This window comes from Flavobacterium sp. J27 (genome assembly GCF_004303025.1).
Lineage (GTDB): Bacteria > Bacteroidota > Bacteroidia > Flavobacteriales > Flavobacteriaceae > Flavobacterium.
This window is the reverse complement of the sequence record NZ_PJQW01000004.1, coordinates 27,086-45,953: the sequence shown is the minus strand read 5'-3', so window position 1 is coordinate 45,953 and position 18,868 is coordinate 27,086. Positions and strand designations below refer to the sequence as shown.

The 18,868-nt window shown below is 30.0% G+C and carries 9 protein-coding genes; 2 read left to right on the top strand and 7 right to left on the bottom strand.

What is annotated here, in order from left to right; all coding sequences use genetic code 11:
• Positions 1 to 45: 45 nt before the first annotated feature.
• The 5 genes from CX675_RS06630 to CX675_RS06610 form a co-directional block, all read right to left on the bottom strand.
• Positions 46 to 519 (bottom strand): phage tail protein, encoded by a 474-nt coding sequence (locus tag CX675_RS06630; RefSeq protein ID WP_130734442.1) that lies wholly within the window; start codon positions 517 to 519, stop codon positions 46 to 48.
• 42 nt (positions 520 to 561) lie between these two features.
• Entirely contained in the window at positions 562 to 2,193 is a 1,632-nt protein-coding gene (locus CX675_RS06625; protein WP_130734441.1) for a phage tail sheath C-terminal domain-containing protein, read from the bottom strand.
• A gap of 86 nt (positions 2,194 to 2,279) precedes the next feature.
• Complete coding sequence (locus tag CX675_RS06620) at positions 2,280 to 3,050, bottom strand: hypothetical protein (RefSeq protein ID WP_130734440.1); 771 nt, start codon at positions 3,048 to 3,050, stop codon at positions 2,280 to 2,282.
• Positions 3,047 to 3,631: a DUF4255 domain-containing protein gene (locus tag CX675_RS06615; protein WP_130734439.1), complete on the bottom strand. Its 585-nt coding sequence runs from the start codon at positions 3,629 to 3,631 to the stop codon at positions 3,047 to 3,049. Before CX675_RS06615 ends, CX675_RS06620 begins: the two co-directional genes overlap by 4 nt.
• Positions 3,632 to 3,739: 108 nt before the next feature.
• Positions 3,740 to 5,440, bottom strand: a complete 1,701-nt coding sequence (locus tag CX675_RS06610; RefSeq protein WP_165395989.1) for an alpha/beta fold hydrolase — start codon at positions 5,438 to 5,440, stop codon at positions 3,740 to 3,742.
• A 540-nt stretch (positions 5,441 to 5,980) separates the two neighbouring features.
• On the opposite strand from CX675_RS06610, the gene CX675_RS06605 reads away from it, so the two are divergent.
• A complete protein-coding gene (locus CX675_RS06605) occupies positions 5,981 to 7,837 on the top strand; it encodes a cytochrome-c peroxidase (RefSeq protein WP_130734437.1) in 1,857 nt (618 codons plus the stop codon).
• Between the two features lie 80 nt (positions 7,838 to 7,917).
• The gene (locus tag CX675_RS06600; RefSeq protein ID WP_165395988.1) at positions 7,918 to 9,831 is read left to right on the top strand and encodes a cytochrome-c peroxidase; all 1,914 of its coding nucleotides are present in this window, start codon (positions 7,918 to 7,920) and stop codon (positions 9,829 to 9,831) included.
• A gap of 5 nt (positions 9,832 to 9,836) precedes the next feature.
• On the opposite strand, the gene CX675_RS06595 is transcribed toward CX675_RS06600, so the two are convergent.
• Together CX675_RS06595 and CX675_RS06590 are read right to left on the bottom strand one after the other, a co-directional pair.
• The gene (locus CX675_RS06595) at positions 9,837 to 10,742 is read right to left on the bottom strand and encodes a leucine-rich repeat domain-containing protein (protein ID WP_130734435.1); all 906 of its coding nucleotides are present in this window, start codon (positions 10,740 to 10,742) and stop codon (positions 9,837 to 9,839) included.
• A 129-nt stretch (positions 10,743 to 10,871) separates the two neighbouring features.
• A complete protein-coding gene (locus CX675_RS06590) occupies positions 10,872 to 18,749 on the bottom strand; it encodes a LamG-like jellyroll fold domain-containing protein (RefSeq protein ID WP_130734434.1) in 7,878 nt (2,625 codons plus the stop codon).
• Between the last annotated feature and the right edge of the window lie 119 nt (positions 18,750 to 18,868).

Below are 18,868 nucleotides of genomic sequence, written 5' to 3'. Positions count from 1 at the left end.
TTTATATCATTTAGAAATTTATCTAGTAAAGTCTAACAACTTGAACTAAACTTCTTCCATAGTTACTCGATAGGCCATTAAATCCATGGACTCAATCCCAACATCGTTTGAATTAGCATCAAAAGAAGGTGCTGTAAGTTTTGTAGGGAAGGCATCAATTACTTTCCAGCTTACAACAGTAGCTCCTGTTTCATCTAACAAATGCACTACAATATCTTTTTTCTCAACTTGATTGAGTTGAATAGCATTGATCCAATTATAAAAAACTGGAATACTTTTTCCTTTTACTAATCCTTTTTTCATAGAAATAGTAACAGGTTGAATTTGCCCAGGCATGTACATAATATTAGGACCTACTTTTCCTCCCGAAGCGTAACTCTCTTTATAAGTGAACGTTTCGAAAGATAATTCTAGCCCAGAAACCTCTGAAAAGCTAATAGATTCTCCGTTTATATCTACTCTATAATTATAAATAGGAAGTGGATAATCGGTTTTAATTTGTTCTTTTGTTAAAGCCATGATTTATTTTTTTATATTATTATTTTACTAGTGACTGTTAGGTTATGCTTCTTGTAATTTATGTGAGAATTTTAATAAAATAAATTCCGCAGGACGTACCGCTGCTAACCCTATTTCTACTATCATTTTCCCTTCAAGAATGTCTTGTTGCGTCATAGTTTTACCTAACCCTATGTTTACAAAATAAGCTTGACTTTCAACAGAACCTGCTAATCCACCTTGTTGCCAAACACCATAAAGAAAACTTTCAATCATAGCTTTTACTTTTAACCAAGTAATAGCATCATTAGATTCAAAAACAGCAAATTGAGCCGCTTTTTTTGTAGATTCTTCAATCATATTGAACAATCTACGTACAGAAACATAGCGCCATTCATTATCATTTCCTGCCAATGTTCTTGCTCCCCAAATCATGGTCCCTTTACCAACAAAACTACGTATGGCATTAATAGATTTACCAGATGTAGTATCTACATTAAGTCTTTCTTGATCTTTTGAAGTTATTTTTTCTACAGGTCCAACAACTCCATTTAAGCTTATATTTGCTGGTGCTTTCCACACCCCTCTTTCACGATCTGTAGTTGCATAAGCACCCGCAACTGCAACACTTGGAGGTAAAATGATTCGTTGCTTCGTTAATTCACTAATAATTTTACTGTATAGTGCTGTTCCCTTTTTACTATCTAATTTGAAAGTTTCGCCATTACCTGTGACACTTAATGAGATTGTTTCGGTAGACTTTACAATAGCATTTTCTGTAATTAATAGTAGGTCAAAATTACCTTTATCTGAAAAATTACTCCATGATTCAAGTATTTCTTCTACTGACTTTCCTTCTCCTACATTCGAAATAGTTAAAAGATTTGTACTCGATATTGAAAAATCGGAAGTTGTTCCCGTTTTGTTAATTCTAAATTTTGGATTATCAGTTACTGGCCCTTTATATATAATAGTAATCGTATTATCATAATCAAACTTAAGACTACTTTCTGTGGAAGAAGACAAAGTAGATACAGTAACATCAGTATCTTTATAAACATAATTAAGAGAAGTTTGCAAATAAGGAGTGTAAGCAGCCCCGTATTTTAAGTTATTAGTTCCAATTCCGTTTCTAAAATTTTCAATTACATCTCCTTCATTTTTCTGAACATCTAAAATGCAAAACCTGTCTTTTAAATCTGCACATTGCTTTAAAGCTTCTTGACAAACTTCATAATAATCAGCTTCTTGTAAATTAGTTGCTTCACCTAACATAATTAAAGTAGGTTCGTCTTCTTTACATAATGTTTCAAGACCGTTTAAAAAATCTATTTTGCTGTAGGTATCTAAATAACTTCCTATAGATACTACATAACAATCGCCTCCTCCGTTTTTAAAATAAAGTTCTAAAGCATAGTATAGCTTATTTTGTAACGATTCAACCTTAATATCTGTTATGATATCATCACTAGCAACCGTTACATCAAAGGATACCGATTTAGGTCCTCCAAAAAACTCTTTGTACTCTAACAAAGTTGAAATTCTAATCGCTTTATTAGTTAAAGATTTTCCTTCTTTTGTTGCTTTTTCAGTATAGCCAATGAAAGCTGGAACGGCTGTTGACACTTCGGCTATTGATTGTGGTAAGAGAGGGATTTCCTCTGTATACACATCGGGTGTAAAAAAATTAGACATATTTATTAATGTTTATTAAATGTTTACAATTTTATTTTTAAAGACTTTTTATTATTTGAAACTCCTTTTAAAGTATTCATAGCCTACTAAATTTGAATAATCTGAATACCATTATCTTGTACAGCTGGGTTTGGTAAATGATTAATGAGTATCAATCCATTTTGTTTTAGATTTATATTCTTTATAGGTGTTTTACTGTAGGGAATGTTATGATTGGATTCAAAAACTATTATTTGAGTCTCTTTAAAATTCAACCTTAGAGATTGGACTATTTTATCTGAAAAATCTTCCTTAATTTCTAGTTGAATAAATTTGAGTTGCTCCTCTCTTGATGTAATAGTCAAATCAGTTGCTTCAGATTGGGAAACAAAATAGTATTTCCATTTGATTGCTTTTGATTGAAAAATAACTTTATACATAAGAGGAGAGCCGTTTAATTGAGAGATAATTTCTTCTCCCTTTATTTCCACTCTCGCTAAGGCAGGAAAATTTTGATAATATCCTTTTTGACGGGTTTCTAACTTTGTTAATTCTAAATCGCCTTTACTTAATTCTTCATTAGAAAATAGTAACATGTTGCCCATTTCAACCATAGAAGTGTCTGTAAACTCTCTAACAGTATGTGATGTTGGAAAAATAGTAAAAACAAATACAGAATCCTTTAACACAGCATCAGTAAGAACTGATTCATTAACTACTTTTAAAATCATTATTCCGTTAGCTGTTTTTTTTATGATAAAACGTCGACTACTTAAGAGCAGCGCTGTTTCAGCATCTGGCAAAATAATGAGATCCGAGACGTTATCAGAAAAATAAGGATGTACAATTTCTATTTGAAAACAAACACTATATCTCATATTACTGTTTTTTCTTTTATATTTATTTGCAAATTATGTATCTGATCTCCAGCAGCCTCAATAGTACTATCATCTAGGAATGATAATAGACGTACTCTGTATAAAACAGAAGGTAAGTAAGAGGTATTTAAAGAATGCCACACTTGATTTTGCTCTTCAAGAGGAAGAGTGACAAGTTCAATAGTCAATTTTTCTATATTTTCATCAGAAAGTTCTGGGGTATTTTGTTGTGTAAAAACCCTGTTTGCTTGAAAAAACTTAATCACATAAGAAAGAAATTTAAGAGATTGAGAATAATCGTTAAATTTTGAGACAAATAAAACTAAAAGTTCTATTCTTATTTCTGGATTTACTTGCGTACGTATCCCATTTTGAATCTTTCCCGAATAGATATCTGCATTTCTAAACTTTCGGTCTTCTGAAATGTTAATCAAAAATGGAGTTACTGAATCATTAATAAAAGTAACAGGATCATTATTATTAGCGACAATAAACTTAATTAGATTGCTTTCTGCTTCAGTTTTTAATCCAAAATATTCGTTAAGCTTATCTTTTAAGATGCCAAGAGTGGTATGAATCATTGCGTTTGAATTATATTAAAATGAATACCTTATATCAAGTATTACAAGATCAAAATTAGAGGTAAATTCTACGATCTACTGTAATAATTCCGCATAATCCTATTACATTTACGACATCATGAACTGAAGGCTTTCTAATTTATTTTCAAACTTTTGCAATACAGAAGTAGGACAAATACCATATTCTTTTTTGAAACATTTGGAAAAATAAGAAGGACTAGTAAATCCAAATTGAAAAGCTATTTCTGAAACTGTGTAATTATAAGTCATTAAAGCTTCTTTCGCTTTTTTTAGACGAATAGAAGTGATGAGTTGATTAGGTGATTTATTAGTGGTTTCTTTAATCTTTCGTTGCAATTGTCGTTGCCCTAATCTCATTTCTCTACTGAGCATTTCTACACCAAAACCATCATTCTCTAAATGTTTATCTATAATCTGTAAAGCATCTTCTAAGAATGAATCATACTGACAAAAAACATAAGGTTTAGTAATTTCATTTTGAGTTTTTAATTTCGGTTTTTTTGTTACATCGAATAATTTACATAAATCATTGGACTTGTAATTAAGTATAGATGTATCTTGCTTGAAATTGAACCCAGATCCTGATAGTAAATGTTTAACTGTTTGGGTCACTAGAATTTGATTCGGATTTAATTGAGAAAGTATAGATGTAACCATATGCTTATCCTTTTCGTCTATACAATTATCGATTTCTTTACAACCTTCTTTTACATAAACTCCCATAGCTACTGATATTTCCATATCTTGTAAAGTCTTCAGTAAATCGATACTACATTGAACGGCTTTACCTGAAACTTCGAAAACCACAGCAAAGCAGTTCTTATCTTTATGAATAACTGCTCCTCCATAATTGGCTACAAATTCTGTAATCAGATCAAATTTGAAGTTTACTTTTAAAGAAGATACAATTTGTCCAAATAAGACCGTTAAAAGTCCTTTTTTAGTAGTCTTTTCTGGGGGCAGACTTCCAATAAAACCTCTCATTTCTTCCAAAACTTCTTGGGTATTTCCAACCCAAAAAAGGTGATCAGCTCCATCAAACTCAACAAACTTCGAACCGCTAATATGTTGAGCTATAAATTTTCCTTCCTCAATTTTCACATCAATATCATGAGTGCGTTGCATTAATAAAGTAGGCACTTTTATATATTCTAGAATATCAATAATATCAACCTCTGTATTCATTTTAGTAAGTTTCATTGCTGCTGTAGGGCTTGCTCCAGATCTAAAGTAGCTAGCCAACCAATCCATAAACTCCTTATCATTAGCCTTAGAAGGTACTAATGTTTCCAATTGCATTTCTCCACCACACCAACTGTTTTCAATCATGTCATACAACTTTTGTCGTTCTTCAGTAGATGGTGCCCAAGGATAATTAGAATCGCGCATGCGCTTAGCAAATATTCCAAAAGTAATTAAGGAGATAGTCCGATTTGGATAAGTTGCAGCAAACAAAGCCGATACAGAGCCGCCTTCAGAATGACCAAATAAAACTGCTTTTTGAGAACCAACAGTATCCATAACAGCTCTAATATCGTCCATGCGTTCATCTAAAGTAGAAAAGTCAACAACTCGATCGGAAAGCCCAGTACCACGCTTGTCAAACAAAATAACTCTTGCTATTTTTCCTAGTTCCTCTAAAAAATGAACCAATTCTGGACAAGCCCACATTAAATCGATATTTGAAACCCATCCTGGGATATAAACCAGGTCAATCGGTCCTGAACCAAAAACTTGATAAGCAATATTAATTTCTCCACTTTTAGTATACTTCGTTTCAGGCTTCATAATTTTTATTTTTAATTGTTTGTTTGCTGTTTTTTTATAAAAAATAAGGCAAGAAATCCGTCTTTGAAGACGTGTTTTTTCATTATTTTTCATGTAATACTATTGAATGGTAAAAATAAAATAGTAAGAAATAGCCTCAAGATAAAGTATGTATACATTAAGTAAACGATATGAGAAATGTTGTTAAAAAAGGTAGACAAAAGGTAAACAATAAAAAATAAACATCTGAAAAACAAATAATTATAAAATTCATCTTACCTATCTAGAATAAAAACCTAGTGAAGGATGGAATGTAAAACTGAATATAAACGAAGGTAGATTTTTTGGAAGATAGCATATAAACGATTTAATGCAACAAAAAGCCTGTAAAAAATACAGGCTCTTATTATAACTAGTTAAAGCACTATATCTCCTAAGATTTCTTATGTTAAAATTTTATATGTTTCAATTTCAATAAATAATATAAATTTTTAGTAATACTATAATAACATACAGTTAGTTTTCGATCTTTAGTTTTGTATATACTTTTAAAAAAAACATTTGAAATCTAGTTATAGTTTAAAACTTATTTTCACTTTTTTTTCTATCCTCTTCTTACTAAACTCGTTTAGATATCAAGAAGAGCAATCTGAATATCTAATAATTTCTAAAAGATTTGAAATATATTTAGATTCATGTCAAGATGCCATAACTAATTTAGAAGCAATTGCATTAGGATACAAGAATAATAACGATAGTATTGAATCTTTACAGCTTCATTTTACAAAAACTCGATTAGCATATAAAAAAATAGAATTTATTTTAGCATACTATTACAGTGATTTTATAAAATCGAAGATTAATGGAGCTCCTCTTTTACATGTTGAAAAAACTGGAACAACTCATAATGTTATAAATCCAGAAGGGTTACAAATTTTAGACGAACTTATCTTTTCTAATGAAGCTAACACATCAAAAAAAGAAATTGCTTATCTAACTACCAAACTTAAAAACAATTTTTCGTTGTTATACAATAGAATAAAAGCGACTTCAAAGATATCTACAATTCAACCTTTAATGATGAAATTAGAATTGATACGAATTGCATCATTAGGAATAACAGGTTTTGACACACCAGGATCTCAAAATGGAATTAATGAGTCGAAAGTTGTTTTAGAAGCAATGAAGTTGTTTTTAATAGATAAAAAAGAGTACAAACAAAACAATACTCTTCCCTTATTTGAAAATGCAATTTCTTTTTTGAACCAAACACATACATTTGAGAATTTTGATAGATTTACTTTTATTAAAGAATTTCTCAATCCATTATACCAAGAATTAGAATTGCTAAAACAATATAACAACAATGAGGATGTACAAATCATAAAAGCAACTTCCGCTTGGAACCCTAAAAGTACTTCTCTCTTTTCTAATGATTTTTTAAATCCATATTTTTTTACTGAAATTAAAGATGAAGAAGATAATACGGCTATACGATCTTTAGGTAAAGATTTATTTTATGATACTATTTTAAGCAATAATGGTAGTTTAAGTTGTGTATCTTGTCATGACCCAAAAAAAGCATTTACAGATGGTCATAAAAAATCATTAAGTGCTATTCAAGGAAAAACAGTTGTAAGAAATTCACCAACATTATTGAATGCAGTATATTCGGATCGGTTTTTTTACGATTTACGCGCTTTTACTTTAGAACAACAAATTGAACATGTGATCTTCAGTTCCGATGAATTTAATACTTCATACAATAGTATTTTAGAAAGACTTAACGCTAAAAAAGAATATCAAATAAAAAGTAAAAAAGCATTCGGAAAAACATTATTAAATAGAGAAAACTTTAGAAAAGCATTGGCTTCTTATGTTTTATCTTTACATTCTTTTAATAGTCCTTTCGATAAATACATTAAATTAGAAAATACTTCTGTTCCATCAGAAATTAAAGAAGGATTTAATTTATTTATGGGAAAAGCCAATTGTGCAACTTGTCATTTTGCACCCACTTTTTCGGGATTGGTTCCTCCATTTTATAACGAAAGTGAAAGTGAAATTTTAGGCGTTTTGGAAAATCCTAATGCAGTATATAAAACTATTGATTCTGATCTGGGTAGAATGGGTAATACGGTGTCTTATGAAAATGTTTGGATTTATGAAAAGTCTTTTAAAACTCCAACCCTAAGAAACATTGAATTTACAGCCCCTTATTTCCATAATGGTGCCTATAAAACACTAGAAGAAGTCATAGAATTTTATAATGAAGGTGGTGGAGAAGGCTTAGGTTATACTGTTAAAAATCAAACTTTATCTCCTGAAAAATTATACCTTTCAAAATATGAAAAAAAAGCACTAATTGCTTTTTTAAAATCTTTATCAGATAGCATAAGTAATAAAGACAAAACATAAATTAAAATACAAACATGTCCTTTTTTAAAATTACAATATTTTTCATCCTGTTTATTTTATTTGTTTTACCTCATACAGATATGTTGGATTTTAATAACAAACAAGATTATATTTTGATTCAAAATCAAAAAGAAATAATTATCCAAAATGTAACAGCATTACAAAATGAAATTACTCTACTACACAAAAATGGATTAGAATTTAAAGAAGATAGTATCAATTTAAAAACGCTCCAATTACAACTTACTAAAACCCGTAAAGCATACAAAAAGATAGAATTTATTTTGGAATATTATTATCCGGAACATGTTAAAGAATACATAAATGGTCCTCCTTTTAAACATAGCAACCCAAATCCAATAGATGAAAAATTTAAAGTAAAAAGTTATTATAACACTTCCGTAAAAGAATATACTGAAAAAATTCCATTAGATTATAGAGATAAAGATCATTTTAGAGGAAAACCTGAAATTGTAGAACCTGTAGGACTTCAAGTTTTAGACGAAATCATATTCTCAGAAAAAGTGAATACTCAAAAGGAATTAATTAATCAACTTACTTTTAGATTACAAAATGATTTTAGTGCATTACAAAAAGCTATTAATGAACGAAAATATTTTTATGATTACGAAATTCTTGAAGCTATTAGATTAGAATTAATTCGCATCTTTTCATTAGGAATAACTGGCTTTGACACACCTGGTTCTATGCAGGCAATAATAGAAGCCCATACATCATTAAATGCTTTAAAGGAAATAGTTTTATTTTATATTAAACAAACAAGGAACTCTAACTACCAATCTACCATTATTCTTTTTGAAAAAGCCATTCAGTTTTTAGAAAAAAATAATAATTTCAATCAATTGAATCGTTTACATTTTTTAACAGCATATATTAATCCATTGTATAAAGACATTTTAATGCTGCAAAACGAATTAGGTATTTTATCAACCTCTGAAAAATATAAACAAATTCCTTCTTGGAATGCTAAGAGTGAAAATATTTTTGCATCTAATTTTTTAAATCCATACTATTACACTTTGTTAAAAGAAGATGATGATAATGATTCATTGCGATTATTAGGAAAAAAAATCTTCTATGATATCAATTTTAGTAATTCTGGAAAAATTAGTTGTGCCAGTTGTCATAATCCAAAACTAGCTTTTACTGATGGTTTACCAAAATCGTTAAGTAATACCCAAGGTAAAACTGTTTCCAGAAATTCTCCTACTTTAATAAACGCCGTTTTTTCTGATCGTTTTTTCTATGATTTAAGAGCCTTTGATTTAGAAGAACAAGCTGAACATGTTATTGAAAACCATCTAGAATTCAATACAAATTATACTGAAATACTCGCAAAAATTAATCTCGACACTACATATACAACCTATTTTCAATCTCTCATAAAAACTAAAGACAAAACGATAACTCGTTCTCATTTTGCTACTGCTTTGTCATCTTATGTAATTTCGCTACGTTCTTTTAATAGTGAGTTTGATCAGTATATCATTGGTAAAACAAAAAATATCAAAGAAGAAGTTAAAAGAGGTTTTAATCTTTTCATGGGAAAAGCCAATTGTGCAACTTGTCATTTTCCACCCACTTTTAGTGGACTTGTTCCGCCTCTTTATAGAGAAAATGAAAGTGAAGTATTAGGTGTTTTTACTGCATCAAGAAATGGAGAAATTGATCCTGATTTAGGCAGATTTAAAAATAATCACTATACTGATAAATTTGATATTTATAGAAATGCTTTTAAAACCACAAGTGTTAGAAACACAAAATTAACAGCTCCCTATTTTCATAATGGAGCTTATAAAACTTTAGAAGAAGTTATTGATTTTTATAATGAAGGTGGTGCTTCTGGAATGGGATTATCGTATGAATTACCTAATCAAACTTTACCTTCTGAAAAATTACACTTAAACAAAAGAGAAATCAAAGATATAATTGCTTTTCTCAATGCGCTGACCGACAATCCTTTTTCAGAATAGGTTTTTTAATTATAAACATGACAATTGGGTAATGCTTCTTTTATTTTTTGTATTTCAGTTGTTGCAAATTGATTCCCAGTTAAAATAAGTGTTTTCAAATTACTTAATTTTTCTATTCCTTCGGGTAAAAATTTAAAATTATTGTTAGATAGTATCAATAATTCTATTTTTTTTAAATGTGTAATTTGATCTGGTAGTATTTCTAAGTTATTATTATTTAAAATTAATACTTTTAAATTATAAAGGAATTCAATTTGATTAGGAATCTTTTTTAATTGGTTGAATTCTAAATTTAATTCTTCTAAATTAGACAGAGACAACCAAGTCTCTTCGAATTCATTAATTTGATTATAACCTAAATTTAAGGTTTTCAAATGGGTTAGGCTTGAAATAGCATCTGGTAAAAAACTCAATTGATTATGAGCTAATTCTAAAACTTCTAAACGATTACATTTCCCAATAGATTCAGGAACAATTGTAATGCTATTAACTGAACAATGCAAAAATTGAATATTTTTTAGTTTTTCAATGGTATAGGGTATCCTATTAATTTCATTATTTGATATATCTAACCGGATTATATTTTTTAAGGTTCCAATTTCATCTGGAATATATTTTAATGCATTTTGTTTTAAATTAAGTACTTCGAGTCTTTTTAATAACAGAATTGAAGAATTCCATCTTTCTAAATTATTATTCATTAAATTAAGGAACTTTAATTCGGTTAGGTATTTTAATTCATCAGGAATATAAAATAAATTTTTATCTCTTAAATTTAATTGGGTTACGTTTTTACCTAATAACGCTTTCTCTAAATTGTCATAAACTATTTCTTCTAACGGATTTGCATTTTGAGCATAAAAAAACAAAGTGTTTATAAACAATAAAAGTACAACTATAAACTTATACATGAATTTATTTAAAATTTAAAACAGTCATTCAAAATAGACCTCTATATTACTTTTTAGTTTAATCTAATCATTAATTAAAGAGGATTGATAGTGTAGTATCAATCCCCTTTAATTATATTAATTTATAGTTTATTTTTTAAATAAAACTTTAAATTCTTCCTTATGATCACCGACTTCAACTTGAAGAATGACCATTTGATTTTTATCTATTATTTTTTCTAAATTTAGTTTTAATTGCTTATCTGCATTAGATTGCAACTGATTTAATTGAAGCAATTCTCTTCCTAATAAATCAATTATTTTAATATTAACAGCCATTGAAGCATAACTATCTGGTAAATTAATCGTTACAAATCCATGAGTAGGGTTAGGATATAAATTAATTCCTGACTCATGTACAACCAGTTCATTACTTAATGGATGAATTCCTAAATTATCTTCGAGAGAAAAAACTATTGAACTAGAAGCATTAAAGACTATATTATTACCTTTTGCATCTGGTTGTGAAGCATTATTCACACTTGGATGTTGAACAGAAAAGAAACCATATTTAAAATCAGGTGTAAAAGTTAAACCTGTTGGCTCAGATCCAGCTGGCATTGAAGCAAATAATAAAACGTTTGGGTTACTTTGTGAATGATCTGGACGTACTACCCAAATGTAATTATTCCCACCATCTTCACACACCCAAAGATTTCCTTTATCATCAAATACTAAGTTATCATTTCCGTCTCCCCATGGTTCAGAAACTGTGCCTGTATTAGTAACAATATCATAAGATTTTCCTCCCACAAAAGTTTCAAATTCAGAAATTGTAGTTCCATTATCTTTAAAACGATATACCCTATCTTTTCCTTTTGCTGCAAAATAAATTTTACCATCTAACGGACTAATATCACAATCTTCAACGCCATTAAAATTTGTACCTCCTAAAGAAGCGGCTACAGTACTTAAATTATTTCTATCTGTTTGTGTACTATTCGGCACTTGTACCCATTGCGCAGTTGAAGAACTAGGGTCATTTCCAGATAATGGTAAGTCTAATTTTAAAACATACACCGTTCCAGAAGACAAGTTACCTGGTGTATTCATAACATATTTATATACACAATGAGTTCCTCCATCTTCTCCATAATAGGCTGTAGTTCCATCAGAAGAAATGACTACATTTTCATGATTCATTCTTCCCATTGCCCATAATTTTTCTTGACCATTACCATAATCTTTAACTAAAGCTGTTACAGGGTCTATTTCAACTAACCAACCTTCATCTTGATATCCATCTCCATTTACATCACCAGAATTTGTAGACTCTTCAGCAGTAACTACCGTTCCCCATGGTGTTATTCCTCCTGAACAGTTTCTATTTGTTGTAACTAAAGCATTATTATAAAAATCAACTGGTTTACTATCATCAATTTCCCATAATTTATTAGTTGTATTCAAATGCAAATCAATCATAGAAACACCTCCCGGAGTGTTTTCATGATTAACAGATAAATGTCCTATTTCGCTACTTCCATTTGTGGCAATATAGGCCGTAAAATCGTTATTTCCTGGAACATTTCCTGTTCCAGAAATGTAAGCATCACCTTGCTTAAAAATTAATTGAAAATCATGGGCTTCAGATATAATTAATCGGTTTGTTTGAGCTGTAGGCTGAATAGATGTAAAACATCCTATATGTGAAGCTGAACAATCTACATTCCAATCAGGAACATTTTTAATATACATATCAAAACGTAAGTCGGAACTAGTAATAGATTGTTGATGTACCTCAACTGCAATTCGATTAATTCCATTTGAGAAAACAGTTTTAGGAACACTTGTTATGAAATAAATATTTTCATTAATTCCATCAATCGTAGTACTTGCAGTTGTTAAATAATCTACTCCTGTTGTGGGCATATTATTTCTAAATACTTCTACACCGTTTACATAAACAATTGCGCCATCATCTCTTCTTAATCCAAATTCTACAAAATTTGTAAGATTATTTAAATCTACCATTATGTCTTTTGAAAAATAAGAGGTTATGTATTTGTTACTTGCATTTGGGCCATAAGAAATAGTTGTATTAACTGTATCTCCATATCCAAGTGGGGCAAAGCCTCTTGACCATGATAGATTATTATAATTAACCATATTCCAGTTTGTAGCATCTAAACTTGTACCTTGATCAAAATAATACCATTCCTGATCTTTTTCTAACGGAAAATCGGTTACTTCAATTGCAGGTAACTGAAAATTTACTTCCATGTCAAATCGTAAATCAGAACTATTCAAAGAAGCTTGATGAAGCTCAACGGCTATTACGTTTTCTCCATCTTGCAGTAAATTTGAGATTGTAATTTCATTCCATACTTCTTCATCTGTGCCTCCAATGGCCGTTGAAGCAAGTGTATTATAATTAATTAAACCTTGTGGCATATTCATTCTGAAAGCTTCATTTCCATTAACATATACAACCACACCATCATCTTTTAATACTTTAAATAATAAATTTCCATATTGTGCCGCGTTATCTACATTAAAAATATGCCTTAAATAATAAGTTGGGTATTTATTATTTGTATCAGAACCAAAATTGAGTGTAGTGCTTTCGATTCCGTCTCCATATCCTAAAATTGCATTACCAAAAGCCCAGTTACTATCATCATAGGCATTATCTTTCCAATCGGACCCTAAATCTATTCCATTATCATTGTATTTCCAAAGTCCATTGGAAGCAATTGGGAAAGTTCCTGTTGGGTACTCATTAATATTTTTCCATGCTAAATATACTGGTGTTTCATCAAACGGTATAGTGCCAAAAGAAACGATATTATTTACTTTAGTTCCAGTAGATAAAATCTCCACGTTAATCGCTGGATCTCCAATTAATAAGTAGTATTCATTTGCAATAAGATTAGACTGATTTAAATTTCCAAAAATTTTGGTTAAATCGACTTTTATATTTCCAGAAGAGATAAACAAAGGGTCAATTTTAAAACGACTATTTAAATATAATGTATCAGTAGTTGTAGAGCCTAAAATTGGTAAAATATCATTCCCAATTTCTCTACCAATTACCAAGTTACTATTCTTATCAGTTATAGTTGTAGCGGCATACATTCCGTTTTTCGTATCGTTCATTACGCTCCAATTGCCTCTTACAAAATTTCTAAATGTTGTTTCCATATCTCTTACTGGAGTTGTAGCTGGAATAATTGCTGCATTAGTATAAGAAACGGTTACATTGTTTAAACCAAAATTTTGTAAATTACCATTATCTGCTTGATTAAAAGTATAATTATATGCTAAATTTTGCATTGAAGATGATATTGTTAAATACATATCATTTTGAATTTCTGCTTGAGATTTTGCAAAAGTCCATATTCTAAATTCATCTATAGAAGCATTAATAGGCGCATTATTTGCAATGTTTTTACCAAATGCTAAATCGTTACTACATGGATAAAAAGTGGTTACAGGTAAACTATCTACGAGTTCTCCATTAATATAAAATTTAAATTCTCCATTAGGTACAAAAGTTACTGCAACATGATTCCATTCTCCTAGACTCCAAACATGAGAAGAATTTAATGTATTCCAACCTCCTGATGGTCCTTTTCCCGTAATGGTTTGCAAGGTTTGATTACCCAGAAATTCCATTTCCCATCCATATTCTCCTCCACCAAAATTAGTAAATCCAACCAATTTAGTATTTGCTCCAGCTGTAGTATTTAATTTACCCCAAAGTTCAATAGTAAATGCTCCAGAAAGAGCTGTATTGACACCGTCTTTAGGAATATAAACTTGATGTTCATTTTTAAGTTCAAGCACTCCTCCCTGTGCAATTATTGCAGCGTTAGTATCTACTTCATAGGCTATGTAATAATTTCCAGGGGTTAAAGATACATTATCAAATGTTACTTTACCTTGTACGGCTGTTGCATTATATCCTACTGTTTCATAACTACTTTGAGGATCTCCTTTGATTAACAAATAATTAGCTACAATAGCATCTATCATTTGAACGTTATCAAATACATATGACAAATCGACTGTAATTGTAGTAGTAGTAATATTTAATGGATTAATATACCATCCACCAGCTATATAATGTGTTTCTTCACTAGTATTTGGCAGTTCTAAAATACTAGTATCAATATTTCTTCCGAAAACTACATTCTGAGTAAAATTAGTAATATTCTGTCCTACATATATTCCACTGTAAGGTTCGTTTATATAACTCCAACTAGCAGAAACTGTATCATTGAAATCAGGTGTAATGTTAGCTACAGGACTTGTGGAGTCTATTATAGAAGCATTCGTATAAGTTACTACAGCTACATTTGTACCATCATTGTTTAATGTACCATTATCCTCTTGATCAAATGTGTAATAAAAACGTAAATTAGGATTATTAGAGTCTAAAATTCTATGCATATCTTCTACAATTTCGTTTTGAGTTCTTTCCAAATCCCATATACGAAATTCATCTGCTATGTAAAGTACTTGACCTCCATAATTAATACTTTTACCGAAAGCAAAATCCCATGTATTATTTGGAGCATAACCTACAAAACTTGCACTTTGTTTTAATTCTCCATTGAGATATATTTTTACTTCACCACCTGGTAATGCTGTAACCGCAATATGATTCCATTCTCCCATTTGTAGTGCTTCTCCTGTATTCACTTTAGTCCAAGCATTAGTATTCGTTCCGTAAACCGCACTTAATGTGTTATTTGATTCTAATTCAAGTGTAAATCCTGTTGTATTATTGCTTATTCTTCCATGATTAGATAGAATTGTTTTATCGGAAGGATCATCTGGAATATTTATCCACATTTCAAAGGTATGGGCACCCCCCATAATAATTTCAACAGGAGTATAATGAATGCGAACATCGTGTCCATTTGCCAAAACAAAAGCTCCTCCTCTACCAGGCACAAAGTTTTCTTCTTTCCATCCTAAATAATATACTGCTTCTTCTAAATTAACGTTGTAGAATGTTATGTTTGTTCCATCAAAAGAACCATTATTTACGATTGAAAAAACATTAGTTACTTGATCTTTTTTGATTAGATAATATTGTCCTGCTACATTTGCAATAGAATCTGCATGTGTCGTTAAACATTCCTGTAAATTTATTTTTAATGTAGCAAAAGGGCTATTTAATGGATCTATTTTCCATCCTCCATTAGCATAATACATGTCTGTCATTCCAGGAATAACTTCCAATGAACTATCCGCTTTTTTACCTATTATTATATTACTATTATATGTTGTTATAGCATTTGGAAAAGATAAACCATGATTGTTAACAACATTATTCTTACTCCATTTTCCACTTACTTCATCTTGATATACTAATTCAATATTTCCAATAGGAGAAGTTGCTGTAATTAATGTTGCCCCATCTAAAGGAATATCATAACTTATACTTCCCTTACTAATAATATTGGTATCTATTTGTGTTAACGGGTCAAAATCATAGTATAGTGCTAAATCTGTTTCATTTCCAATTAATGAATAATGTCTATGTGCATTTATTTCTGTTTGAGACAAAGCACGTTGCCAAATATGTAATTCATCTATTTCTCCTTGTACAGGACTGTTATAGTAGGGGCTGTAACCTAAGCCTAATCCCCAAGAATTTGAAATATAGCCTGTATATGTTCCAGTTCCTATTAAATTCCCATTTTGATAATACTGAATGGTTCCATTTGCATTTGAAACTACTAAGGCAATATGATTCCATTCTCCAATATTCCATGATTCCCCTTGTTCAGTAATTGCATTCCATCCTGAACTATTAGTTCCAAAAACAACATTTAGCTTATTGCTATCAGGAAATTCAAAAGATAGCCCAGTAGAATTGCCGTTTACTCTCCCATTACTTGATAAAATTTTATAATTTGTACTTGGGTCACTATTTAATTTCCCCCAAAATTCAATAGTAAAATCTCCTGTTAAAACTGGATTTATTATATTTCCAGGAATAACCATTTGGCTTGCATTCATTTTTAAAACCCCACCTCTATTTGTCTGAATATCGGCTTCTTGAAGGATATGTTCATCAGAAATTAATCTTCCATATAACGCAATATCATCTAGACGACCGATAAATTGTTTGTTTTCAAAATTATTACCTATAGTTATATTGGCTCCTGATAAAATGGGAGATACTACATTTGTCCAACTTTGGATAAGAAAACCATTGTAATAAAGCATTAATTTTCTTTTTACATTGTCATATTTCCAAGTTATATAGGACCACGAATTAGGTAATAAACTATAATTACTTTCACGAATAGTATTGGTAGCATGGTCAGTATAAGTTAAATTTCCTTGTGATGATATACCAAAAGAAATTCCTGAACCATTTTGCCCATTAGACAATATTGTAGCTCCATTTGATGAAATTAGTGCTGGATTTACCCAAAATGCCAAACTAAAAGCACGATTTTGGAAATGTAAGGCACTGTTCGCAGGTATTTCAAAAGAAGTAGTTGCATCTAATAGCAAGGCTTCATTTGGGATACCATTTCTATCTTCGGCATAATTATAATTGGAGGCATTTGCAACATGTGCATAAGTCGATACATCTACAATTGAATTCTGAAAAAGCAATCCTAATTTATAAGCATCAGTATTCAGACTAGTTAACATATCTTCATGAATAATTTCTTCAAAATAAGGTTGACCATCTGCTCCTACATATTCTATTTTCATTCTTCTATCATCAACATCACCAAATACATTTATTCTTAAATAAGTCTGTTTCACCCCTTGCACGATAGTATTACTATTATATTGAATAGTGTAATTCCCACTCCCCACATCTGAATTTATATTTCCAGATAATATATCATATAATGGATATTTTGTATCACTATCTCTTATCATAAAACGTTGTTCATGAATATCTGCGCTTAAAGAAAGTACACCATTTATATTATTATTTTGAATAAAATCTAACAATTCGGTAGCTTGAGTACTTACACTAAAATTTCTACCTCCCACGGGTGTAAAAGTAGGTGTTCCATTTATAATGATTTTAAAAGTAGCTGTCGAATTTAAAAGTGCTTGTTTTAACCAATCTAATTGTTCAGGTCCAAAATGTTGTGTAGTACCATCTCTAAAACTACGATTGTCTGTTAAGAAATATTCTACATCTTTATATTTATAAGATGAAAACAAGCCTTGTCCTTCACTGGTACTATTATATTGAGGATTTGGCCACCAATCCATAAAAATTTCACGCATTTCAGCAATAGTGGGCATATTTTTATCAAATTCATTGGGTCCTAAATCATGATTATCTGTAATAGCTAATTGTGGCATTGCCATGGTTAAATTATCATGAAAACCTCTAAAAAACATATAACGTTCAAAAGCCATATCTTTATTTGCCCAATCATCTATTCCATCAGGGCATTGACCCATAGCATGTTGTAATCCTAATAAATAGACCGCATCACCTAACCATATCATCATATCACTTTCTTCACTAGCCATTACATTAAACATTTCTGGGTCTCCATTAATATGAAATTGTGATTCTGGTAAATCTATACAACGACTTGTATCATAAATTCTTCCACATCCACCAGACAAAAATTCAAAATCATCTATAATCTGATTTTCATTTTTAATTGTAGCTGTTCTTGAAGAAGTTATACCATTGATTAATAATTTAGCAGAATAAGTTTCATTAACTGTTAATCCTGTAAATTCATAAGATCTTAAACTATATCCTAATCTATCATCTGAATTATAAACTTGTCCAGTTAATTCTAAATTAGGAGTTGTTGTACCTGTTAAAGAAAGAGATAATACATTTCCAGATCCAGTATTATTTTTTGTAAGTATCCAAACTCTTACAGAATTATTATATATAGGGCTAAACATTGGTCCGTAAACCAAAGAGTCTCCAGGTATCACTGTTTGAGAATGGGATAAAAAACTCAAAAACAGCGAAACCAATAAGGTTAATAAAAATAATTTTTTAGTCATGATTTCTAGTTTGTTATATAATTTAATTAACAAAAATAAATCATAACCTTACATCTAAGATAACTAAAAAGTTATGTTTAAATTACTTCAACTTTATTAAAAGCTTTCCAAAAAGTTAA

What these genes read in the sequence shown, in the direction of transcription:
- CX675_RS06600 (WP_165395988.1), top strand. Translation starts at nt 7,918, where the DNA reads ATGTTGGATTTTAATAACAAACAAGATTATATTTTGATTCAAAATCAA.
- CX675_RS06620 (WP_130734440.1), bottom strand. Translation starts at nt 3,050, where the DNA reads ATGAGATATAGTGTTTGTTTTCAAATAGAAATTGTACATCCTTATTTT.
- CX675_RS06625 (WP_130734441.1), bottom strand. Translation starts at nt 2,193, where the DNA reads ATGTCTAATTTTTTTACACCCGATGTGTATACAGAGGAAATCCCTCTC.
- CX675_RS06595 (WP_130734435.1), bottom strand. Translation starts at nt 10,742, where the DNA reads ATGTATAAGTTTATAGTTGTACTTTTATTGTTTATAAACACTTTGTTT.
- CX675_RS06615 (WP_130734439.1), bottom strand. Translation starts at nt 3,631, where the DNA reads ATGATTCATACCACTCTTGGCATCTTAAAAGATAAGCTTAACGAATAT.
- CX675_RS06630 (WP_130734442.1), bottom strand. Translation starts at nt 519, where the DNA reads ATGGCTTTAACAAAAGAACAAATTAAAACCGATTATCCACTTCCTATT.
- CX675_RS06590 (WP_130734434.1), bottom strand. Translation starts at nt 18,749, where the DNA reads ATGACTAAAAAATTATTTTTATTAACCTTATTGGTTTCGCTGTTTTTG.
- CX675_RS06610 (WP_165395989.1), bottom strand. Translation starts at nt 5,440, where the DNA reads ATGAAGCCTGAAACGAAGTATACTAAAAGTGGAGAAATTAATATTGCT.